Annotated in this window: 30 protein-coding genes; 15 read left to right on the top strand and 15 right to left on the bottom strand. The window is 36.1% G+C overall.

What is annotated here, in order from left to right; translation table 11 throughout:
- Positions 1 to 74 precede the first annotated feature (74 nt).
- The gene (locus C0Q33_RS07830) at positions 75 to 557 is read left to right on the top strand and encodes a Dps family protein (RefSeq protein ID WP_101478039.1); all 483 of its coding nucleotides are present in this window, start codon (positions 75 to 77) and stop codon (positions 555 to 557) included.
- A 37-nt stretch (positions 558 to 594) separates the two neighbouring features.
- On the opposite strand, the gene C0Q33_RS07825 is transcribed toward C0Q33_RS07830, so the two are convergent.
- Positions 595 to 1,389: a HoxN/HupN/NixA family nickel/cobalt transporter gene (locus tag C0Q33_RS07825; RefSeq protein WP_101478038.1), complete on the bottom strand. Its 795-nt coding sequence runs from the start codon at positions 1,387 to 1,389 to the stop codon at positions 595 to 597.
- Between the two features lie 122 nt (positions 1,390 to 1,511).
- Between C0Q33_RS07825 and C0Q33_RS09455 the strand changes: the two genes are divergently transcribed.
- Together C0Q33_RS09455 and C0Q33_RS07815 are read left to right on the top strand one after the other, a co-directional pair.
- Positions 1,512 to 1,820 (top strand): hypothetical protein, encoded by a 309-nt coding sequence (locus C0Q33_RS09455; RefSeq protein WP_177996830.1) that lies wholly within the window; start codon positions 1,512 to 1,514, stop codon positions 1,818 to 1,820.
- A gap of 20 nt (positions 1,821 to 1,840) precedes the next feature.
- Positions 1,841 to 2,572 carry a hypothetical protein gene (locus C0Q33_RS07815; protein WP_101478037.1) on the top strand — a complete coding sequence of 244 codons (732 nt, stop codon included), beginning with the start codon at positions 1,841 to 1,843 and terminating at the stop codon, positions 2,570 to 2,572.
- A gap of 81 nt (positions 2,573 to 2,653) precedes the next feature.
- On the opposite strand, the gene C0Q33_RS07810 is transcribed toward C0Q33_RS07815, so the two are convergent.
- From C0Q33_RS07810 to C0Q33_RS07800, 3 genes are all read right to left on the bottom strand, one after another.
- Positions 2,654 to 3,007: a hypothetical protein gene (locus C0Q33_RS07810; protein WP_101478036.1), complete on the bottom strand. Its 354-nt coding sequence runs from the start codon at positions 3,005 to 3,007 to the stop codon at positions 2,654 to 2,656.
- Positions 3,008 to 3,145: 138 nt separating this feature from the next.
- A complete protein-coding gene (locus tag C0Q33_RS07805) occupies positions 3,146 to 3,868 on the bottom strand; it encodes an ABC transporter ATP-binding protein (protein ID WP_101478068.1) in 723 nt (240 codons plus the stop codon).
- Positions 3,869 to 3,979: 111 nt separating this feature from the next.
- Complete coding sequence (locus tag C0Q33_RS07800) at positions 3,980 to 4,162, bottom strand: Ntn hydrolase family protein (RefSeq protein WP_101478035.1); 183 nt, start codon at positions 4,160 to 4,162, stop codon at positions 3,980 to 3,982.
- Between the two features lie 150 nt (positions 4,163 to 4,312).
- Between C0Q33_RS07800 and C0Q33_RS07795 the strand changes: the two genes are divergently transcribed.
- A complete protein-coding gene (locus C0Q33_RS07795; protein ID WP_101478067.1) occupies positions 4,313 to 4,519 on the top strand; it encodes a hypothetical protein in 207 nt (68 codons plus the stop codon).
- 3 nt (positions 4,520 to 4,522) lie between these two features.
- Here the strand turns inward: C0Q33_RS07795 and C0Q33_RS07790 are convergent, their stop codons facing one another.
- Positions 4,523 to 5,344 carry a hypothetical protein gene (locus C0Q33_RS07790; RefSeq protein WP_101478034.1) on the bottom strand — a complete coding sequence of 274 codons (822 nt, stop codon included), beginning with the start codon at positions 5,342 to 5,344 and terminating at the stop codon, positions 4,523 to 4,525.
- Between the two features lie 59 nt (positions 5,345 to 5,403).
- Here C0Q33_RS07790 and C0Q33_RS07785 point away from each other — a divergent pair, with 59 nt between their 5' ends.
- Positions 5,404 to 5,766: a hypothetical protein gene (locus tag C0Q33_RS07785; RefSeq protein WP_133121046.1), complete on the top strand. Its 363-nt coding sequence runs from the start codon at positions 5,404 to 5,406 to the stop codon at positions 5,764 to 5,766.
- 114 nt (positions 5,767 to 5,880) lie between these two features.
- Here C0Q33_RS07785 and C0Q33_RS07780 read toward each other — a convergent pair whose 3' ends face one another.
- Complete coding sequence (locus tag C0Q33_RS07780) at positions 5,881 to 6,087, bottom strand: hypothetical protein (RefSeq protein WP_133121045.1); 207 nt, start codon at positions 6,085 to 6,087, stop codon at positions 5,881 to 5,883.
- Positions 6,088 to 6,165: 78 nt separating this feature from the next.
- Here C0Q33_RS07780 and C0Q33_RS07775 point away from each other — a divergent pair, with 78 nt between their 5' ends.
- Positions 6,166 to 6,420, top strand: a complete 255-nt coding sequence (locus tag C0Q33_RS07775) for an Lrp/AsnC ligand binding domain-containing protein (RefSeq protein ID WP_101478031.1) — start codon at positions 6,166 to 6,168, stop codon at positions 6,418 to 6,420.
- A gap of 49 nt (positions 6,421 to 6,469) precedes the next feature.
- A complete protein-coding gene (locus tag C0Q33_RS07770; protein WP_101478030.1) occupies positions 6,470 to 6,730 on the top strand; it encodes a hypothetical protein in 261 nt (86 codons plus the stop codon).
- 36 nt (positions 6,731 to 6,766) lie between these two features.
- Here C0Q33_RS07770 and C0Q33_RS07765 read toward each other — a convergent pair whose 3' ends face one another.
- The 3 genes from C0Q33_RS07765 to C0Q33_RS07755 all read right to left on the bottom strand — a co-directional run bounded on the left by C0Q33_RS07765 (position 6,767) and on the right by C0Q33_RS07755 (position 8,679).
- On the bottom strand, positions 6,767 to 6,970 hold the full coding sequence (locus C0Q33_RS07765; RefSeq protein ID WP_101478029.1) for a hypothetical protein: 204 nt from the start codon (positions 6,968 to 6,970) through the stop codon (positions 6,767 to 6,769).
- A gap of 55 nt (positions 6,971 to 7,025) precedes the next feature.
- Entirely contained in the window at positions 7,026 to 7,967 is a 942-nt protein-coding gene (locus tag C0Q33_RS07760; protein ID WP_245867389.1) for a mechanosensitive ion channel family protein, read from the bottom strand.
- Between the two features lie 88 nt (positions 7,968 to 8,055).
- A complete protein-coding gene (locus C0Q33_RS07755) occupies positions 8,056 to 8,679 on the bottom strand; it encodes an HAD-IA family hydrolase (RefSeq protein ID WP_101478028.1) in 624 nt (207 codons plus the stop codon).
- Between the two features lie 396 nt (positions 8,680 to 9,075).
- Between C0Q33_RS07755 and C0Q33_RS07750 the strand changes: the two genes are divergently transcribed.
- On the top strand, positions 9,076 to 9,573 hold the full coding sequence (locus tag C0Q33_RS07750) for a tetratricopeptide repeat protein (protein WP_101478027.1): 498 nt from the start codon (positions 9,076 to 9,078) through the stop codon (positions 9,571 to 9,573).
- 43 nt (positions 9,574 to 9,616) lie between these two features.
- Here C0Q33_RS07750 and C0Q33_RS07745 read toward each other — a convergent pair whose 3' ends face one another.
- Both C0Q33_RS07745 and C0Q33_RS07740 read right to left on the bottom strand, forming a co-directional pair.
- A complete protein-coding gene (locus C0Q33_RS07745; RefSeq protein WP_101478026.1) occupies positions 9,617 to 10,159 on the bottom strand; it encodes a hypothetical protein in 543 nt (180 codons plus the stop codon).
- Positions 10,152 to 10,838, bottom strand: coding sequence for a hypothetical protein (locus C0Q33_RS07740; protein WP_101478025.1), 687 nt, complete (start codon positions 10,836 to 10,838; stop codon positions 10,152 to 10,154). The genes C0Q33_RS07745 and C0Q33_RS07740 overlap by 8 nt, the downstream gene beginning before the upstream one ends.
- A 75-nt stretch (positions 10,839 to 10,913) precedes the next feature.
- Here C0Q33_RS07740 and C0Q33_RS07735 point away from each other — a divergent pair, with 75 nt between their 5' ends.
- The 4 genes from C0Q33_RS07735 to C0Q33_RS07720 all read left to right on the top strand — a co-directional run bounded on the left by C0Q33_RS07735 (position 10,914) and on the right by C0Q33_RS07720 (position 13,381).
- Positions 10,914 to 11,387 (top strand): MarR family winged helix-turn-helix transcriptional regulator, encoded by a 474-nt coding sequence (locus tag C0Q33_RS07735; RefSeq protein WP_101478024.1) that lies wholly within the window; start codon positions 10,914 to 10,916, stop codon positions 11,385 to 11,387.
- Positions 11,384 to 12,607: an HYR domain-containing protein gene (locus C0Q33_RS07730; protein ID WP_101478023.1), complete on the top strand. Its 1,224-nt coding sequence runs from the start codon at positions 11,384 to 11,386 to the stop codon at positions 12,605 to 12,607. The genes C0Q33_RS07735 and C0Q33_RS07730 overlap by 4 nt, the downstream gene beginning before the upstream one ends.
- Before the next feature lie 32 nt (positions 12,608 to 12,639).
- Positions 12,640 to 13,092 (top strand): peptide-methionine (S)-S-oxide reductase MsrA, encoded by a 453-nt coding sequence (gene msrA, locus C0Q33_RS07725; RefSeq protein WP_101478022.1) that lies wholly within the window; start codon positions 12,640 to 12,642, stop codon positions 13,090 to 13,092.
- A gap of 94 nt (positions 13,093 to 13,186) precedes the next feature.
- The gene (locus C0Q33_RS07720) at positions 13,187 to 13,381 is read left to right on the top strand and encodes a hypothetical protein (protein WP_101478021.1); all 195 of its coding nucleotides are present in this window, start codon (positions 13,187 to 13,189) and stop codon (positions 13,379 to 13,381) included.
- A gap of 239 nt (positions 13,382 to 13,620) precedes the next feature.
- On the opposite strand, the gene C0Q33_RS07715 is transcribed toward C0Q33_RS07720, so the two are convergent.
- Positions 13,621 to 14,136, bottom strand: a complete 516-nt coding sequence (locus C0Q33_RS07715; RefSeq protein ID WP_101478020.1) for a hypothetical protein — start codon at positions 14,134 to 14,136, stop codon at positions 13,621 to 13,623.
- Between the two features lie 91 nt (positions 14,137 to 14,227).
- On the opposite strand from C0Q33_RS07715, the gene C0Q33_RS07710 reads away from it, so the two are divergent.
- Positions 14,228 to 15,664, top strand: a complete 1,437-nt coding sequence (locus C0Q33_RS07710; protein ID WP_101478019.1) for a Vgb family protein — start codon at positions 14,228 to 14,230, stop codon at positions 15,662 to 15,664.
- Between the two features lies 1 nt (position 15,665).
- On the opposite strand, the gene C0Q33_RS07705 is transcribed toward C0Q33_RS07710, so the two are convergent.
- Positions 15,666 to 16,031, bottom strand: coding sequence for a hypothetical protein (locus tag C0Q33_RS07705; protein ID WP_101478018.1), 366 nt, complete (start codon positions 16,029 to 16,031; stop codon positions 15,666 to 15,668).
- 216 nt (positions 16,032 to 16,247) lie between these two features.
- Here C0Q33_RS07705 and C0Q33_RS07700 point away from each other — a divergent pair, with 216 nt between their 5' ends.
- Positions 16,248 to 16,808, top strand: coding sequence for a TATA-box-binding protein (locus tag C0Q33_RS07700; protein ID WP_101478017.1), 561 nt, complete (start codon positions 16,248 to 16,250; stop codon positions 16,806 to 16,808).
- Positions 16,809 to 16,840: 32 nt separating this feature from the next.
- On the opposite strand, the gene C0Q33_RS07695 is transcribed toward C0Q33_RS07700, so the two are convergent.
- Both C0Q33_RS07695 and C0Q33_RS07690 read right to left on the bottom strand, forming a co-directional pair.
- Positions 16,841 to 18,337: a sodium:solute symporter family protein gene (locus C0Q33_RS07695; RefSeq protein ID WP_101478016.1), complete on the bottom strand. Its 1,497-nt coding sequence runs from the start codon at positions 18,335 to 18,337 to the stop codon at positions 16,841 to 16,843.
- The gene (locus C0Q33_RS07690; RefSeq protein WP_101478065.1) at positions 18,334 to 18,534 is read right to left on the bottom strand and encodes a DUF3311 domain-containing protein; all 201 of its coding nucleotides are present in this window, start codon (positions 18,532 to 18,534) and stop codon (positions 18,334 to 18,336) included. Before C0Q33_RS07690 ends, C0Q33_RS07695 begins: the two co-directional genes overlap by 4 nt.
- A 227-nt stretch (positions 18,535 to 18,761) precedes the next feature.
- Between C0Q33_RS07690 and C0Q33_RS09360 the strand changes: the two genes are divergently transcribed.
- Positions 18,762 to 19,109: hypothetical protein (locus C0Q33_RS09360; protein WP_177996828.1), on the top strand; the 348-nt coding region annotated here is incomplete at its 3' end.

The raw sequence follows: 19,109 nt of genomic DNA, 5'->3' as shown, positions 1-19,109 counted from the left end.
TAATTTTTCACTTTACCCACTAGTGAAGATTAGGATCACACTTTTATCCGAGAAAATAAAATAGCAGGTCTGTTATGGAACCAAATATAGGAATTTTACCACAAAACCGTAAGGCTGTAATTGAAATTCTAAAAAAGTTGTTATCAGACGAATACATATTGTATACAAAAACAAGAAACTATCATTGGAATGTAACAGGACCTCAGTTCAATGATCTACACAAGTTCTTTGAAGGACAATGTGGAGAACTTGATATCATAATCGACGATGTTGCCGAAAGAATCCGAGAACTTGGAAGTAAGAGTATTGCAACACTTGTAGAATTTACAAAGAATGCTAGATTAAAAGAAGAACCAAACACATACCCCGATGCAAAAACTATGTTAAACAATCTGCTAAACGATCAAGATTCCATAATCAGAACCTTACGCAAAGACCTTGAGGCGTGCACAAAATATCAGGATGCTGGAACTGCAGACTTTCTAACTGGATTGATGGAACAGCATGAAAAGATGGCGTGGATGTTGAGGGCTTTCATAGAAGGAAAGTCGATCTAATCTATTTTTACTTCACACATTTGACTAAATGAAAGTTCTAATTTGTGGAACTTGTTCCTTGAATTTTTTTCCTTGTAGCAAAAGCATATCCAAATGATGCCGAGACTATTGTCACTGCCAAAACTGGACCTGTTAATTTAGGAAATATCTCTGAATTTGTCAACGCTTCATATGCTGTAACTGAAGCAATGGTCAACGCCATTGCACTCAATGCATATGACATGTATCTGAATCCTTTTGCATGAAGTATCTTGGAGAATGCAGAACGCAGTATGATGCTGTCAAAGGTATCTACTGGAATCATACCTAATGCAAAAAAGCCTGATAGGATCAAAGCAGTTTGAATGCCAACTGCCGCCGATGCTACTGCAGACAAAGTTATGGCAGAAATTTGTGTTGCAGTATCAAACCCTAATCCAAACACAACTCCTGTGACTAATGCAGAACCCGTAGGACCTAAAACTCTGGTCCTGTTCAAAATCTTGCTTGCAAGTATTGCAGAGCCACTCTTGCCCCATTTTTTCATTGAATAGATATTGATTCCTCCGATTGTACCTAATGCAATAGCGCCTATTACTCCGCCCCAGAACGCAAGATTGTTGGTACTGGTTATACTTCCAATTATGTAAATTATGAAAATCATCTCTGCTAGGACAGAGATCATGTGACCTGCACTAAATCCAGTTCCTACCCACCGAGATTTTTTTACGGCATTATGTAGTCGTACTAGGCTGTCTATTGCTGTTATATGGTCCACATCTAAGGCATGACGCATCCCTAACAAGATCATTGTAGGAATAGATATTGCAACTAACGTCCAAATCTCTACCATTTGCTCTCTTTACTTACTGATTGTAGCAAGTATTTATTTTTGGACGAGTATAAAAATACCTGTGACTGGGTTTTACTGATCCTAGTCTATTTTATTTGAAATGTGGTATTGAACAGTAAGGCTTGAAGTGCAAAGGAATTTGCTATAGGTTTGCAGTAAAAAAACCATTGGGAGGATATAGATTTGCAGTGGGACAGAGACCTTGTTCTGTATGTGGAATATTTGTAGACTCGCTATCGTCTGGAATACATTGTCCGTGTTGTAATAATAAACTAAGGTTAAATTCAAGAAATACCAAGTCAAGAAAAAATAGATTTAATCTACCACATTATTCTATGCTAGAAAATGCAAGTAATTTGATAAAATTTAGAAATTCTATAATATTGGAATCAGATCAAGTGTTAACAGCTAAACTAGTTTTAAATAAGTAATACGCACAATTGTGATAGTAATGCAAAACAAAGACTCGCAAGAAAAAGTGGACAAGCCAGTAAACGAAAAAGAGGTCAAGGTGGATGATAAAATGGTTCAGATTATAATTGATAATTCAACTGATGTATCGCTTGATGATTTTCAGACAAACGACAAAAAAGTCTTGTCGGTATTCAACCAGGACAGTGATATTAGTGATAACCAGTATACGTTTAACGGTCTTGTACGAAAGTTGGGAATTCACCAACAAAGCCTAACACGCTCATTATATAGACTGGAAAGTGCAGGCTTGGTAAAAAAAACAGATTATGGTTATAGACTCGCAAAGAATTTGGATTCCATACTTGTCAAAAAGTCTAGAATTGATCTTGAAAATTTATCAAAGAGAATATCCAATCAGTACGAACAATTTGAACAGATACTCCAACTATACATCCCAACTGATATCAAAGTAGAAGATGTAATAAACAAATTACTTGGAAAATGGTTTGGCACTCTACGCTGGATAGGGATTGTTCAAGGAGATGGGGGATATGTGCTCCAGTGGGCAAGTAGTGACAAATATCATGTCAATCTAAAACTTGTCTCGCGATATGCGGTTGTGGAAAGTGACGCTTCAGGTGCCAATCTCAAGTCAGAGTCTATAATCCATGCTCACAAAATACTTGAACAGATTACAAAACTACTAAAAGAAAGACAAGAAAGACCTGATGACAAAAACAGATTTAATTCTTTTAGTTCGTATAATTAAAAATTAGTATCTAAAATGCAATAATTGATATCAATCTTGCAGATAATTTCTGTTTCAAATCCATGTCGGTGATAGACTGTACTACTCCATTCTTTTGTAAATTGATTTGAAGTCTTCTGCGATTAGATATGCAGTATTCTCAAGGTGTGTGACTTCGGTCATGTTTGTTTTGCCTCTTGTAATCTGTCTAATATGTGTCATACACTTGTGAATCTGATTGTGATCAAGCTGATTTTCTCCTGCCATTTCTTTGAAACACTCTACAAAATCAAGGCAAAAATTCAAGACTATGACTTCCCAGTTTTCCGTATTCGTTGGGTATTCAATACCATGGGCAAATACTCGAAATTCGTTACTTCTATCGATGAGTAGCATTTTCAAAGCTTTGTGAGCTTTTTTTAAATCATATTTGTCTAATGCACTTGAACCTTGCATAGGTATACTTATCACTGAATCGTATTTTAAGATAGATCTAAATTATTATGCTTGATAATATATACAAATAAGATTAATTCAAAAATTACAACAATATTGACTTGGTCGAAAAATTGTTTATCACTTTACAATCATGTATTAATTATTTTTATTTAGGATATCCTTTTCAATTTTACCGTCTTTGATTAGAACTGATCTGTCAGTAGCTGCTGCAAGTTCAGGATTATGTGTGACCATTATGATAGTGCGTCCAAACTTATGCGATAACAGCTTTAGCATATCAAATATGTCTTGACCTGTCTTTGTATCCAAATTTCCTGTTGGCTCGTCTGCTAAAATTATTGCTGGATTGTTAATCAAACATCTTGCAATTGCAACTCTTTGCTGCTGACCTCCACTTAGGTTGGCTGGTTTTTGTTTTGCCTTGTCTGCTATCCCAAGCTCTTCTAAAACTTTCTTTGCTCTGCGATTTGCCTCTGAAGTAGACATTCCAGCTATGATTGCAGGAAGTTTTACATTGATCTCAACTGTGCTCCTGTTGACCAGATTATATGATTGAAAGATATATCCTATGAGACGATTTCGCATGGTCGCAATTTCAGAGTCTCCCAGCGAAAATATCTCATGTCCATTTATGGATACATTGCCTGATGTTGGCCTATCAAGTGCACCTATGATGTTGAGAAGTGTAGATTTTCCGCATCCGGAAGGACCCATGATGGATACAAACTGGCCACGTTTTACTGTAAAATTTATGTCTTCTAGTGCAACAACTCTGCCAGAAGCTGAATCGAATATCTTGGTGACATGTTCAATTTTTAGTACTATGTCATCGGAGGTTTGTGGAGATTTTGAAATCATACCTGTAGTGATATTTTTTGGTAGGTTCAACTCTATCATTCATTTGCACATGTTGTATTTTAGTTGCTGGTAGATTATTATTCCTGAATCTAGAGCGGGATCGACTTTAGACTATTTTGCCATCTTGATTATGTGTTCTGCATCTGAGACTTGACCAGCAATTGCAACAGCTAGTGTCTCATCTATCCTTGCAATTTTTTGTACCATTTTAGATCCGATGAAAAAGCCCTTGCTTGCTCTTTTGTCTGAACCCCGTACTCCGTCTTTTGTTTTGATTCCAACTATTGTTGTCATGCAAGTTATACTGTACCCATGAATTAATTGATTAGGGATTATACGAATCAGTCACTCTAGAATCACACGTATGGTTTTTCAAAGTGTTTTATATTTTTCATAAGGTAAATGCATAGTATTTTATCCCATGATTTTGTATTATGTTGTAACATGCGAGATATCAACGAAATTATGCCCAAAGTTCCTAATATGAAGTGGGGAGCGTTAACCAATGCATTTCCGACAAATGCCAAAATAAAGGAAATGGATAAACTCTTTCCACATGACGGCAAGTGGCATACTGTATTTGAGGAACCAGAACAAGTCTTCGTTGATGGTATTAGAATCTGGAAAAAAAATGCTGAGAAGATGAGCTAAAATCTAGTCTACCATGAATCTCTGATCTGCAATTCCTACAACTCTTAATTTTGTCTTGCCTTCAATTGGATGAATTATAAAATACGGATCTCCCCATTTTCTATAATGCATTAATTTTTCATCTCCTGTCATGTGAACGGCAAGAACATTTCCCTTGTTTGGAATGTTAACAGTATGAAACGTACACAATTTCTCAGTTTTTACATTATCATATTCTGTTTGCATGAATATGAAATCTACAGAACCATATTCGTATAGTGATATTACTGGTTCAAATGGATTTGATGCTGAGTTTTCTACTTCATTTATGACATAGCTGTTGAAATGGTATCTTGCATATTCTTCCATATGTTCTACCTCATTTCTATATGTCCAGGGTGAGTCTCTATCAAATACTATATTGTAAATGGCTCCCGTGTTTGGAATGTCGTTTTTTTGGCCCTCCAGTGCAGAATATAGTGCTGCAAGGCCAAATCTTTTGGCTTTGGCATTTGTTAACCCAAATAACTCTTGAAATGCCTCATAATTTCCTGACTTTTTGGACATGGAGATTGACTCCATCATGGGAACTCCCATAGATGCACAAAGTGATGTGTGATATTTGTTGGCAAATGGTCTAAATGATTCAGTTGCTTTTTCTTTTAGGCTGTTTAGCTTTACCAGTCTCTTTTCAAATTCTACGAGAGGTTCATATCTGAAATTTTTAGATTCGTTTATTGCGTTTATTCTATTTAGAGATTCTCTCATCACAGAAGCAGTCTTCTTATCGATGTGATATTTTATTATGATCTCATCTAGTATGGTCTTATCAATTTTATCGATCATGGTCTCTTTTTTGATGTTACAATAGAGTTAAATTTCCTTTGGAGATTACTATCCAACAAATGGCCCAGCGTATAAAACAAGCAAATCCATATGCTCAGATCCTAAGCCTTGACACTGACATTCGTTTTGTTGGCCGGATAAAAGATAGAAAATTGATTACGTTTGTCAGAAAGGCCAATGCATCACCATTGCTTGACGAAGAGCTAAGTAACATGGTGCATTATCAGGCATCTGTCAAGGCCTCATGGGATGAAATGTTCAACGAAAAACTAGGTAGGACAAACTGGATGATAACATCCAAAGAAAAAATAAAACTAATTACATTGTTTCTTAATGATGGTCTTTTGATACTTTCAACCGCCCCTGATTCAAATCATGATGAAATAATTACTAAAATCAAAAATCTAAACAGCCCACTTTGATTATATTCTAAATTGTTGGGAAAATGTCTTGATATTTTGACTGTACTGATGTTGTAAAAACTAATCTTGTCTTTTTGAGGAATTTTTATCACATCCTCCATTTTCTGACTAGATCTAAACTTTGATCCATTGCTTCTTTTTACCATATTCTGTGAGAAGTGCATATACTCTATCAAATGATTTCTGGGATATGCTGCCCTGCTCTACCATTCTCTGAACAATGGATTCTAACTTGATGTGTTTTTCACGAATCATTTTCATGATCTCATCAAACATTTGCTTGATTAACTCGGATTCTACATCCTCTGGTTTTGTAGGCATGATGTATAGTTGACATTTAATCATAATAAAGTTAAATTTTAACTCTAAGCTTTTATTTGATCATTTCCTATATATCTCATGATTGCATATATCTTTGCAACATGTATGCCGGGTCAGGAAAATGACGCAATATCTAAAATTAAGAAATTGTCAAATGTTGTCGAAGTAAACGGTATCATGGGCAGATATGATGTATTTGTCAAGGTATCTGCAAAAAAGGAAGAAGATCTACATGCCGCAATAACTGGTGTAAGGGATGTACCAGATATTACACGTACTGCAACCTTTGCCGCAATTAGAGGTCAGGGTGGTTCTATAGATGAAAAAAAATAAACTTGTTTGAAAAGTTAAAGATTATTTAATTGAACATATACTGAAAGTCATGAGTGCAAATACCATAAAAAAGGCCACAGCCCTGGCAAAAAATGGTGTTGTTATGATTGAAGACGATCTGTTTCAGGTAAAATCATCAAGTGACCCATCAAAGTCATACATGGTAACATCTGACAGCTGTGACTGCGAGGGATTCAAAAATTTTTATAAATTTCACCATGGCAAGGGACTAAAGGCAAACTGCTCACATCTTGAAGCTATGAGGATCTTCAAAAAAATGTCAGATGAAAAGACTATGAATGAAAAATAGAAATTAACTTGGAAAAATAATTGATATGAGGTTGTCTTACTGGGCTCCTTTGTATAATATTAGATATTCATCTGGACGGTCTCGTTCTTTTTTTGCATTGAGCGCATCTTGGTATTTGTCATAATGCTCTATGAAATAGAGCCTTCTTCCAAGTGATTCAAAATAATCAATTCCACATAGATCAAAACCTGATTCCGGTGTCAGTGCATTTTTTTCCTCTCCTGTTACATCTGAACTCATAGTCTATCATGCTGTATGATACACTATTTGAAATTAACTTGGAGAGAATTTTATTTTAGTTTTTCTTTGAGTCAGAGTGTAGTATTGTAACTAATTTGTTTACTAGTTCCTTGGTTGGAATTACAACGCTCTCATTTCTTTCATTGGTGACTATTACGTGGAACATTTCAGAAGAAGTGATTGTACCTGTTATATCTCCAATTTTAATTACTTGGCCTACTTTGTATATGGAACGATTTTGAGATGCTCCGGCCATAGTTGGCAGTATCTCTTTTAATGTAAACCCGAGACCTATTGCGATTGCAGCGCCCACTGCTACTGCAATACTCCATGAGAATGCTGCAACAAGTGTTGGTATGACTGATTTGCCAATGCCTATTTGAGTGAGACCTACTGCAAATATTATGCTGTAAATAACTATCTTGATACCAGTGCCAATGTATCTGCTGCCGCCATAGTTGTGTGTAACAAGCTCATGATTTACCCACTTTGTGACATAGTTTGCTATTATAGAACCAATGATTATGATCATTACAAATGCAAGCAAATTTGGAATCCAAAGCCACAGAGATGTGAGTGCGCTTGTAAGCTGTTGGAGATGCAATTCGTTTACTGCTGCTACGATGAAAAACAAGTAGACAAACCACTTGACTGTTGCTGCAATCAGGCGTGCGGAATCAATCTTTCCAACAGTCTCTTCGACAATACTAGATTCGGAAAGGGTGTTCATGTTTGCCTTCGTTAGGATCTTTCTTGCTGTTTTTTCTATTACTCTAAATACAATTTTTCCTACCACCAGACCGATTATCAATAATGCAGCTGCAGCAATTATCTTTGGTGCAGCATCTGCAATCTCTGTTGCAAATGCCTTTAATGCTTCAGTTTCAGGACCGTAAAACTGGTTAGTGATGGATGTATCTTGGGCGTATGCAATTCCTGTACCAGAAGCTGTTAAAAATATAGTTAACAAAACAATAGATCTTAAATTTCTAGTCAAGTAACACTTGATCAACTGTATGGACACATATACCTATTGATAATCTACGATTATAATGACTAAAGTTATTTTGTTCAAGATGTTTCTACTAGCCTAAAATTATACTTTTGAGCTCTTCAGGTTTTTCTACAACATGATCCGGGTGGGATGTTAACAAAGCAGTTTTAGTGTTATACCCCCATGTCACTCCTATAACTTTGATTCCTGCTTTCTTGGCAGCTTCGACATCTCTTATCTCATCTCCAATGTAAATTGGATCTGCATGAGGTATTTTCTTTTCCTTCATCAATTTTTTTAGCAACCTACTTTTTCCAAACACTGCCCTACCAGAATATATAAAATCAAACAATTGTAAATCATTATTCTTTAAAAACTCGGTAACATTTTCTCTAGAGTTTGTAGTTAAGATTCCTAGGATACAGCCATTTTCTTTGAGGTGGACAAGTGTATCTTTAAGGTCTACGGCAGTTTTCAAATTAACGATTTCCTTGTTCATCTCAAATCTTATCTTCCTTACCACTATGGGAAGCTTGAATATTGATATCCCCAAGTGTTTTAATACTGCACTTGGCTTTTTTTCTCTAAGCTTCGGCAAGTCACTGAGGGGAATTTTTTTATAACCGTAATGGTCGGCAAATTTGTTTGCAATTTTTATGACTACTGATAGCGTATCTGCAATTGTTCCATCAAAATCAAATACTATGGTAGGCATTAGAATTTCGCAAGAAAATGCCGTTAAAGACTGTTGTGAATTAGAATTTCTTGAATTTTCTAGTAGAGAAATTGAACATATTTCATGTATTTGCAGACACGGGATCTACATAGTCAGTAATCGCTGGTTGAACCTGAATTGTCTTTTGTATCTTCTCCTGCAAAAGGTTGACTATTCTTGATTGAATCAAATAGGCACTTGTCAGAGCAATGCGTGTATTGGGAATTTTCTAATACCTTTCCACAGTTTTCACACTTTGGGCTTTCCAAATTATATGAACATCGATCTCGATAAATATATGCACTATACTGGTTATCAGATCTGATAATCAATATGGCACGCTCCGATATGATGTCTTCTAAAAGAATAATATCTACAGATTTTTAACTCAAAACAATGAAAAATTCTTCCCTTCTTGATGAAGCATACGAACTATGTGAAGAAGGGAAATACACTCTTGCACTAGAATATTTTGATCTTATCTTATTCAAGGATCCGAAAAATATTACTGCTCTAATAAACAAGGGCGTTACACTCCAAACTCTTGACAAGCATGCTAAAGCAATCAAGTGTTATGATGAAGCACTTGAAATTGAAAAGAAAAACATGGATGCTCTAGTAAACAAGGGTTCTGCCTTGCACACACTTGGAAAATACCATGATGCAATAGACTGTTATGATAAAGCATTAAAGATTCAACCAAAATATGCCATGGCAATAGCATACAAGGGTCTATCGCTTGGAGAACTAGGTTTGCTAAAGGATGCAATAAAATGTTTTAACGCTGCATTAAAGATAGATAAAAAATTTGATTTGGCGTTAAACAATAAAACAATCGCACTTGAACTTTTGAAAAATAACGTAAAACTAAAACCAAAATTTTTAAAAAAATAATGATATAAACAGTTTTGAATTTTACTTTATTATGAAAAGAAAATTATGTTGTCTGGACATATTCGATGAACTTGTCAAATCCATATCCGAGAGCATCTGACACTGTACTATCTGGGATAAAGTTAAGCATCCACGATAGAATTCCGGTTGTTTTTACATTCAAATCTATATTTGCAATTGTTCCTCCGTCTTTTTGACCTTGAAAGCCCCATGTCTGCTGTAGGCTTGTGGTCATAACGGTTCCATTGAGGTCGCCAGAAACTATTTGGACAACATAATTCCCATTTGCATCGGTTGTGCATATTGCCTTGGTGTCAAAAAATATGCCATTTATGCCAGCATCCATTTCAACAAGTTTTGTGTTATTGTCTAGTATCTTGACATATTTTACATTGTCAGGAAATATCTGTGGGTATTCTGATACGTTAGATAATGCATTGAGCAGTGATAACTCGTTTACGTTGGAAACCTTTTGTATTGTAATGACTCGGTCCGCATAAGATGGAGGTATGAATGAAAAGACTCCGATTACTAGTAAAACGATGAAAAAAAAACTAGATGGCGATTTTAAATTAAATTTATGCATGACTTGACACCGTACCTGGAATTTGGATGTAATTCGCAGGAACATGACCATTTTGATCAAATGGTATCACTCCAGTTTCAACCATGTTTGCTTTGTTTTGATGATGAATGTATTTGTCATTGAGCGCCTGATTCACTGATATCATTTCAACATATTTTATTGCTGCATATTTTGAAAATTGTTGCATTGCTTCATCCCACGTGCCTCCACTTGCAAGCACTTTATGCATTGCAGCATCTCCTGCACCTACTCTCTGTTCTGTAAATGCAAATTCGTCATGAAATACCATCTTTGTATCATTGGTTGGGATGGAGGCAAGAAATCTACTATATGCATTTTCTGAGCTATTTTGTGCAACTTGTATCTGAAGCATTTGATATGCTTGATCTTGGAGCTGTTTTGCAATCAATCTTTGCTGTGCAACAAGTTTCTGATTCGCTTCTTGATCTTTTTGACTTTTTTGCAAGTCTGCTATTTGTTTTTTAGAATATTCTATCTCACTAAGGATCTTTGCAGCCATGGGATTGTTCTTTAGATCTATTCCTGTTATGGTCTGACTCTCAAATTGGGTTGGTGTTGTTGCAAATGCTGGGTTGTATGTGCCCACATATGCCATGCCTGAAAGTGTGACCATGGCAAGAGTGAGTATCCTTGTAGATGTCTTACTTTGTGTAGACATGACATAATATTGACTTGAAGGTATATAACTATTGGTATACCAATCATTTGTATACCAGTGAATATATTATACACTATGCGTAAATTGGACCTCAATGATAGTATAGGTATGCTTATTGCTCTTGCCTCAAAATCGCAGGAAAGGTTGGCAGATCTTGAGATGAGAAAACAACTTGGACTGACACCTGCTCACTGGAGGGTTATACTTGCATTAAATATCTCAGACGGGCTTACTCAAAAGGAACTTGCTGACAAGATCTATGTTGATGGAAGTACGCTTGTTCCAGTGATAGATAAAATGGAGCAAAATGGATTGGTGGAAAGAAGAGCAGATCCAAATGATCGAAGAATGAATAGAATTTTCCTTACAAAAAAATCTGAGTCAACTGTAGATTCAATAACATTGATTGTTCTCCAACTGAGAAAAATGATCTACCGTGGAATATCCGGAGACGAAATTAATTCAACTAGAAAAATTCTAGCAACTATGATTAAAAACTCCGATACGATAATAAACGAACTCAAATCATCTGAGCAATCTGCGACATGAAAAGACTTTTTCTCATTCTGCTTTTGTTGCCGTTATCTCTATGCTATGCAGAGCCTGCTGTACCTGGCACCATTCTGACTTTTTATATTACTGATAGTAATCTGTCAACTGATCATCGTGCAGTAATGACTATACCAACAGGAGGTCTGGTTGATTTTACAATAAATGGAGTTCCAGTCTCTGGGCCTGATGCCATGGTAGAAACTGGAATAGATACTGGGACTTTTCAAATTCAACTGACATTGCCAGACTCTGTTAACGGGCAACCTTTGCAAGACGGCGACGTTGTAGTTATGACATATCATCAACAAGCAGATTATTCGGGACATCCAACGACACAGACTCAATCAAAAGTTCTTACAACTACTGTTTCTAGTCCTGTGTCAAGCTCGGCTTCAAATGTTATAATTGGTCACTATTTCACACTTGATATCAATGCTCCAAATTATAATTTAGATTCTCAAACGCCTGATGATATTTCATTAAATATGGTTGAAGTTCACATGGGCGGAGCTCAAACTACATTAGCTGATGCGGTCTTTCAAGCAAATCCATATGCATTGAGGGAAACAGGGCCTAATACTGGTATATTTGCAGTAACTGTCAAGATCCCTCAAGAAATTGGTGGATTTCCAGTACTGATGGGTTCTATATTGGAATTTAGATTCGATGATCCCTCTGATCCATCAAGTGTTTTCGTAACCGTTGGAGGTTCTTCTGGACCTTCTATGTCTAGCTCTAATTCAAATGTAAATGCTGCACCATACTCATCTCCACCATCTCTGGTTTTTTATGCAACAAATTCTGTTGGAACCACTGTAAATTATCTAAATTCTAGCCTGCTGTCTAACTTCCAGTCCCCTGTCTGTGCTCCACCATCTGGTTCTTTTTTTATGGTGGGTACAACAACAGTCACATGTGCAGCTAAGGATCAAAATGGGAATTCTGTAATCAAATCATTTGTAATCAGTGTAGCGGTAGGTCAGGATAAAATCCCATCATGGACCAAGAAAACGGTGGGATTTTGGTGTGATGGATATGTAGATGATCAACAATTAGGTTCTCTTATGAAATATCTTGTTTCTAATAATCTGATGTCTGTTCAGGGTGAATCTGAAATTTTAGGTCAAGTGCCTGACAAAACAACGATGTGTTCGTGGGCTAACGGTAAAGTATCTGATCAAGATGTTGCCCAGTCGCTTTATCTGATTTCACAATAGAATTTAATTTAGGCTAAATCGTATCATGTGTATTGAAAGCTACATTTGGAGCGGGATGTTTTTGGTGTATTGAAAATGACTTTAGAAAAAATGGGGTAATGTCCACAAGTGTTGGTTATATGGGAGGGCATCTTAAAAATCCAACTTATGAGGATGTCTGTACTGATACAACAGGACATGCTGAAGTTATCCAAGTCGAATATGATTCATCAAAAATCTCATACGGTACACTTTTAGATATTTTTTGGAGAAATCATGACCCTACAACACTGAACAGACAAGGTCCGGATATTGGAAAACAATACAGGTCGACAATTTTTTTTCATACTCTAGAACAGGAAAGAGAGGCACAACAGTCCAAAGATGATCTTGAAAAATCTGGAAAATATGGAAAAAAAATTGTAACTGAGATAGTTCCAGCAACAGAATTTTACAAGGCAGAAGATTATCACCAACAGTATTATGAAAAATGCGGATTGGTGTGATTTTCTTATCAATGACTTGTGAAAAATTCATCTTGGGCATGAAATTGCATCAGTAGATCTGTTTTATATCCGGCCGTCTTGGTTGTGTCAATAATTGAATCTAAAAAGATTGGGCAGGCTGATACTTTTTTTTGGTTTGATAGGATTAGGTGCGTTTATTTTCTTAGATCTTGATGTTGCAAAAAATAAGATTGGTTTCTATCTGTTATTTGGTTTGTCTCTTGCATGTTTCATATCTGGTTGGGTGGGGCTGTTTCGATATTCTAGATTCTGGAACATGCTTGAATAATTATTCTTAAAAAAACTCTTTTTTAATGTAGAATTTTTATATATATTATAGGTTAGCGTATTTATTGACACAAATTCTTAAATAACTTGTAATTATAATATAGACGTGATCGTAAAGTCACAGTTGATGGCTTGACGATGCATGGTCCGGCAGAAATCTCACACGAATCCGCGCAATGGCGTCTGATTCAACGGAGGTAATCTCCAAGCATTCTGCCAATAGGGCCATGCCGTATTTTTTTACCTTGTCTTGCTGATTTTCTTCTGAAAAATTATTATTGCGATTATGATACCTGCGGCTCCTGCTAATCCTGCTATTATTAGATACGTGAACATGCTCATGTAAAAGTTTAGTACTCCGACATTGAACGCATGTGATAATACATCGCCATTCTTTAGATCAAAAAGATCAACTCTGATTACATGATTTCCAGATTCCTCAAATACATGATCTAAATCATATCTTCCTGAATTGTGGTCAGCAGGTGGAAATGAATTTTGTAAATTATCATTATAATAAATTTGAATCCCCATTCTGAAATTATCTATGGGTTTTCCACTTTCATCAAGAACTAGAATGTGTATGATGGTATTCTTTCCTATCTCTGGAACTGTTGGGGTGGTTTCTATTTTTATTTCATAATTTCCAATTCTTGTTGAATCTGTACTAAATGTAGGATGGATTACTTCATAGACTCCAAGACCTATGAAGAAACTTAAATAGATTGGGAGAAAAAGATAGAATCGTTTCTTCACAAAGTTTCATACTTTGATTTCCTATATTATATTGCCTCTATTTTCGAGAGACTAATATGCAAAGACAATATCAAAAGAGACTCGGAGTAATTTGAACCTCAAACTAATCTTGGTATCCGCAGTGGCGATAATTGCAATTACGCTCTTTGTACTTGTGGTTACTTGGCAAGACAATGATTTGGCAAAAAATATGACAAACACACATGTGCGATATGTTAAAGAATATTCTTTACAAGAAGGATCAAGGCCAAATGCCTTGCTGGTGGATGCCCATGGTATTGTATGGATAACGACTTCTGATTCCAAGAGGCTGCTCTCACTTGACCCAAAAAGTGGAAATATCACAAATTTTGGGATTAGAGATAATTCGCTACCTGAAGCAGTGCATGGGAATTCAACCATGGTGTGGACTATGGTGCAAGACCATGACGGAAAGATATGGTTTGCAGGTCTTGGCACTAAATCAATCTGGCAACTAGAACCCAAAAATGACACATTTCACCTATTTCATTCTGAATCGGGAGCTCCTTTTCAGATGAAAGTTTCCCATGATGGGGAGATCTGGTTTACCACTTTGCGTGGTGATACAATTGGTGTGTTAGAAAAATCTATAGATGGTAATTATAAAATCTCGTCTTTTGAAACTGGCAATAACACAACTCCTGCTGGTATATTTTTACAAAATGATTCAATATGGACAGCTAACATTGCTTCTCAAAAAATTTCACAATATCATGTTACTAGGGAAAATAATTTTGTCAGAAATATTACTACACTACAAAACATACCCATGTACAACGATACTATGTTTTCATCGCCAACTGATCTGATAGTAAATAATAATTCTGTTTGGCTTACAGAACATGGAACAAGTTTTCTTACTAGATATGATCTTGATACTGGAAAACTAGTTCGTTATCCTACCTCGCAAAATCTTTTTCATACAACCACATTGCCTTTTTGGATTCATGCTACAGAAAATCCCAAAATTTTATGGTTTAATGAACATCAGGGAAATAAGATTGGATGTTTTGACTTGGAAAATAACACACTAACTGAATACTTTATTCCTTCAGTTCCAACGGATGGCTATATTACTTACCCTCTTAACATATCGCAAGACCCACGAGATGAAAAAATCCTGTGGTTCTCTGAATGGAATACTGATAAAGTTGCAGTGATAAACGGGCATATCCAAATTCCATTTGAAATAACCTCTAGCAAAAAAGAAATTACTCTTAGTTCTAATAAAACAGATGATACGGTTAATCTGGAAATTCAAGGCGGCTTACACTCTCCAAATTCTGTCTTTTTAAATGCGTCAAGCTCAATTACTCCAACTGCTGAACTGGGTAATCTCACCGTAGAGTTTGCGTCTAATGTGGTAGATCTCTCACATGATCAACAAGTCTTGGCGTCTATTCATGATGGGGGCGTCTCTTCTGGGAATTATACGGTTGGAATTAGTGCATCTGATGGCTATGTGATAAAGACTGTATTTCTTAACTTGACTATATTGAAAAAATAACTCATTTTCTGTTATCAAAAAAATAACTTGTAAGAATGCACTCTCTTAGCGCGTAATCTTTGATTTCAGAAAATTGGAATTCCTCAATGATACAATGAATGAAATCTTCTTTGTACTGTGGAATCTCTGTAATTTTGTTTGTATGCTTGTCTTCGTAATATTCTATATCCGGACCCTTTCCAAGCAGGCTATTGCACATATTCTTTAATTGCTCGAGGCTAAATTTGTCGAGCAGAAAATATTTGCTAGCAAGTTCATCGTAGAATATCCTGTCTGCAGTTTCCATCTCTTTTTTTATTTTAAACATCTCTGCAGTTTCTGAATGTCTGTCATCTTCAGATCTTCTATGATCTCCATCATAATGCATTTGAATTGTAGTGATTTTTTACCAAAATATATGTCATGAAAATATTTTTGTGCTGACGATCTGAATGTGTGTCAAGTTTTTCTAGTCTGTAAAATTGCGATCAAATTTTAGATCGAAAATTTTCTATCTTAAAAACATACTGTAAGATCTTTTACCTTTGCAGTCACGGTTTCTATGTAATTGGTTATATATGGTACCACTTTATATTCTATTTAAATGCCACAAACAAAACCGATTGTTGACATTGTAAACGTAGTAGCTTCTGCAACAGTTGATCAAAAAATTGATCTTGTAGCAATTACAAAAGAATTCCCCGACGTAGAGTATCATCCTGAACAGTTTCCAGGTCTAGTATTTAGATTAAAGTCTCCAAAGACTGCAACATTAATCTTCAGCTCGGGCAAAATGGTCTGTACTGGCTCCAAGTCAGAAGAGGCTGCAATAAATGCCGTAAACACTGTAGTACAAAGACTAAGAAAAGGTAAGATAAAAATCAAAAAGAATGCAGAAATTACAATTCAAAACATTGTAGCATCTGTCAGCCTTGGCGGTAAAGTTCACTTGGAAAAGGCAGCAAGAAGTCTTCCAAGAAGTATGTACGAACCAGAACAATTTCCTGGTCTTATACACAGAATGCTTGATCCGCGCTCCGTAGTTCTTATCTTTGCTTCTGGAAAACTAGTCTGTACTGGAACTAAGAAAGAAGCAGAAGTTTATCGCGCAGTGCACAATCTTCACACACTATTAGAAGAAAAGAAATTGATGGAATACGAGTAGTCGTAAACCACTCAACTATATTTTATTATATTTTAACTCGTCTGGTTTTTAATCTCGCGTTTGTGTAATATTGCACTTCCTGCAAATGATATTGCAAGATTTATTCCAAGTGCAATGACTGCAATGTATATCGGACCAAAACCAGTCTTGAAAAGTGATGATGTTAACTGACCAAAACTGTTTGCCATCTCTAGCATGTATATTCCAGAAAATATTCCTGCAACCAAACCCACAATCAAAGGAATTTTTCTAAGCGACTTTACATATAGTCCAAAAAATACTGCAGGCAAAATCTGGACAATTAGTATTCCTCCAAGGAGCTGAAGTGATATTGCATATGTTGCAGGAACTGAAAACACAAATGCAAGGGCAATGAATTTGAAAACCGTTGACGACATCTTTGTAATTCTAATCTCTGATGTGTTTGAAAGATTTGGTTTAATCTCTTTGATTATGTTTCGAGTCAAGAGATTTGCTTGTGCCATTGCCATGATTGCTGCAGGTACTAGACCTCCGACAAAAATTCCAAGTAGCGCAATTCCTGAGAACCATCCAGGCAACGAGTATAGTATCAGTGATGGTACTACCAATATCCCCCGCGAACTCTCAGGAAATCCTGCCAAAAAGTGCATGGCCCCTGGGACTGCAAAGACCAGTATTCCCATCAGCGCAAGTATTGCCAGTCCTACTCCGTATAATGGCAAAAGTGCCGTACTTGAGCGAAGCTTTTGTACGCTTTGGGCACTCAAGACTCCTGTTATTGCATGTGGGTAGAGGTATAGAGCCAATGCACTACCCAAGATCAAAGTTGCATATGCTGGAACTAGATTATCTGGCAGTGTAACATAATTGTCCTTGGCAGCCTTGAATGCATTTCCAAATCCTCCAATACTAATTGGAACTGCAATAATTACCACAATCACTGTTATCCAAACTAAAATGTCCTTGAAGATTGCAGTCAGGGTTGCACCTCGTAATCCACTTGAATATGTAAAAGCTGCCAAAATTACAAAAGCAACAAGAAGCGAGATCTCTGTAACCATTTGCGCATTTGCATATCCTGCAAGCATTACAGTCAAGACAGCCTGCATGCCAACTATCTGTAGTGCGATGTAGGGCAGTTCGGCAACAATTCCAGTAATTGCAATCATTATAGATAGTGTTCTACTACTGAATCTGTCTTTTACAAAATCTGAAGCAGTGATGTATCCCTTTTCTCTAGATAATGTCCAAAGTTTTGGCATTGTAACCAATGCAACTGCAAAAGTTAACATCACATAGGGAATTGCAAAAAAGTATAGCGCGCCTTTTGCAAATACTCCAGATGGTATTGCTACAAAACTATATGCAGTATACAAGTCTGCTCCGATGAGGAAAAAGACTAGTGTTGTTCCAAGTCTTCTTCCGCCTAAAGACCATTCATGTACCTGATTAAGATCTCCCCTTCTCCAATATTTACCGTAAAATCCTAATCCGATAAAGATGATAAATAATGAGACAAATACTGTGATAACATCCCAGCCTATCATGGCTTTTTCTCCACTAGTTTGGCATATGCCAAATAGAAACCTGTGCAGGCAAATAGCCAAAATGTCTGAAACCAGTAGAAAAATGGCAGTCCAAATAACTCTGGTGACGCTCTATTGTAAATTGGAACTCCCAAGTTTACAAATGATGGTATCAAAATCAATAATGCCAAGGCAAGATGAATTCGCTTGAAATGCATCTTCATCTTTCTTCTGTGGTAAAGATATAAGCATTGAGAGGTACCTGGCTTGAAAAAATGTAAATAATTTAGTAATTTTTTGTCGATCTTGTACGAATTAGATTATTCCATGAATTGAAATATTTGAAAAAAAAATTGTCGAGGTTATACTTTAACTGTTCGAGAACTTTGTTAGTGTACAATGAGTAGTAATTCTTTATAAATAATTTACAGTAAAAATGTTGAAAATGAATCCTAATGGAAACAAACTCCAAATCTTGTCTCTAGTCGCAATTCTTGGAGTTGTAATGACTGCCTCACTTGCAACAACAAATGCTTTTGCCGATAGTGGCCAAACCAATGGAACTACGACAACATCAACTGTTAATGCAACACTGAACAACCCAACATTACCAATTAGTACAACACTTCACAATTCGACATCATTGTTGATTAATGGTACATTGAACAATTCAACATCATCATCAATTAATGGTACATTGAACAACTCCACATCCTCATCAACAAACAACACTTCAAACAATCCAGTAACTACACCAGTAGATACTTCAAACAATCCAGTAACTACACCAGTA

This window comes from Candidatus Nitrosotalea bavarica, from assembly GCF_900167955.1.
GTDB lineage: Archaea > Thermoproteota > Nitrososphaeria > Nitrososphaerales > Nitrosopumilaceae > Nitrosotalea > Nitrosotalea bavarica.
Note: the sequence above shows the minus strand (reverse complement) of the source record. Positions and strands in the feature narration are given on the sequence as shown.

Bases quoted from the DNA above. Each gene is read 5' to 3' on its own strand.
- C0Q33_RS07830 (WP_101478039.1), top strand. From the start codon at position 75: ATGGAACCAAATATAGGAATTTTACCACAAAACCGTAAGGCTGTAATT.
- C0Q33_RS07825 (WP_101478038.1), bottom strand. From the start codon at position 1,389: ATGGTAGAGATTTGGACGTTAGTTGCAATATCTATTCCTACAATGATC.
- C0Q33_RS07815 (WP_101478037.1), top strand. From the start codon at position 1,841: ATGCAAAACAAAGACTCGCAAGAAAAAGTGGACAAGCCAGTAAACGAA.
- C0Q33_RS07810 (WP_101478036.1), bottom strand. From the start codon at position 3,007: ATGCAAGGTTCAAGTGCATTAGACAAATATGATTTAAAAAAAGCTCAC.
- C0Q33_RS07805 (WP_101478068.1), bottom strand. From the start codon at position 3,868: ATGATTTCAAAATCTCCACAAACCTCCGATGACATAGTACTAAAAATT.
- C0Q33_RS07800 (WP_101478035.1), bottom strand. From the start codon at position 4,162: ATGACAACAATAGTTGGAATCAAAACAAAAGACGGAGTACGGGGTTCA.
- C0Q33_RS07795 (WP_101478067.1), top strand. From the start codon at position 4,313: ATGCGAGATATCAACGAAATTATGCCCAAAGTTCCTAATATGAAGTGG.
- C0Q33_RS07790 (WP_101478034.1), bottom strand. From the start codon at position 5,344: ATGATCGATAAAATTGATAAGACCATACTAGATGAGATCATAATAAAA.
- C0Q33_RS07785 (WP_133121046.1), top strand. From the start codon at position 5,404: ATGGCCCAGCGTATAAAACAAGCAAATCCATATGCTCAGATCCTAAGC.
- C0Q33_RS07780 (WP_133121045.1), bottom strand. From the start codon at position 6,087: ATGCCTACAAAACCAGAGGATGTAGAATCCGAGTTAATCAAGCAAATG.
- C0Q33_RS07775 (WP_101478031.1), top strand. From the start codon at position 6,166: ATGATTGCATATATCTTTGCAACATGTATGCCGGGTCAGGAAAATGAC.
- C0Q33_RS07770 (WP_101478030.1), top strand. From the start codon at position 6,470: ATGAGTGCAAATACCATAAAAAAGGCCACAGCCCTGGCAAAAAATGGT.
- C0Q33_RS07765 (WP_101478029.1), bottom strand. From the start codon at position 6,970: ATGAGTTCAGATGTAACAGGAGAGGAAAAAAATGCACTGACACCGGAA.
- C0Q33_RS07755 (WP_101478028.1), bottom strand. From the start codon at position 8,679: ATGCCTACCATAGTATTTGATTTTGATGGAACAATTGCAGATACGCTA.
- C0Q33_RS07750 (WP_101478027.1), top strand. From the start codon at position 9,076: ATGAAAAATTCTTCCCTTCTTGATGAAGCATACGAACTATGTGAAGAA.
- C0Q33_RS07745 (WP_101478026.1), bottom strand. From the start codon at position 10,159: ATGCATAAATTTAATTTAAAATCGCCATCTAGTTTTTTTTTCATCGTT.
- C0Q33_RS07740 (WP_101478025.1), bottom strand. From the start codon at position 10,838: ATGTCTACACAAAGTAAGACATCTACAAGGATACTCACTCTTGCCATG.
- C0Q33_RS07735 (WP_101478024.1), top strand. From the start codon at position 10,914: ATGCGTAAATTGGACCTCAATGATAGTATAGGTATGCTTATTGCTCTT.
- C0Q33_RS07730 (WP_101478023.1), top strand. From the start codon at position 11,384: ATGAAAAGACTTTTTCTCATTCTGCTTTTGTTGCCGTTATCTCTATGC.
- C0Q33_RS07705 (WP_101478018.1), bottom strand. From the start codon at position 16,031: ATGCATTATGATGGAGATCATAGAAGATCTGAAGATGACAGACATTCA.
- C0Q33_RS07700 (WP_101478017.1), top strand. From the start codon at position 16,248: ATGCCACAAACAAAACCGATTGTTGACATTGTAAACGTAGTAGCTTCT.
- C0Q33_RS07695 (WP_101478016.1), bottom strand. From the start codon at position 18,337: ATGATAGGCTGGGATGTTATCACAGTATTTGTCTCATTATTTATCATC.
- C0Q33_RS07690 (WP_101478065.1), bottom strand. From the start codon at position 18,534: ATGCATTTCAAGCGAATTCATCTTGCCTTGGCATTATTGATTTTGATA.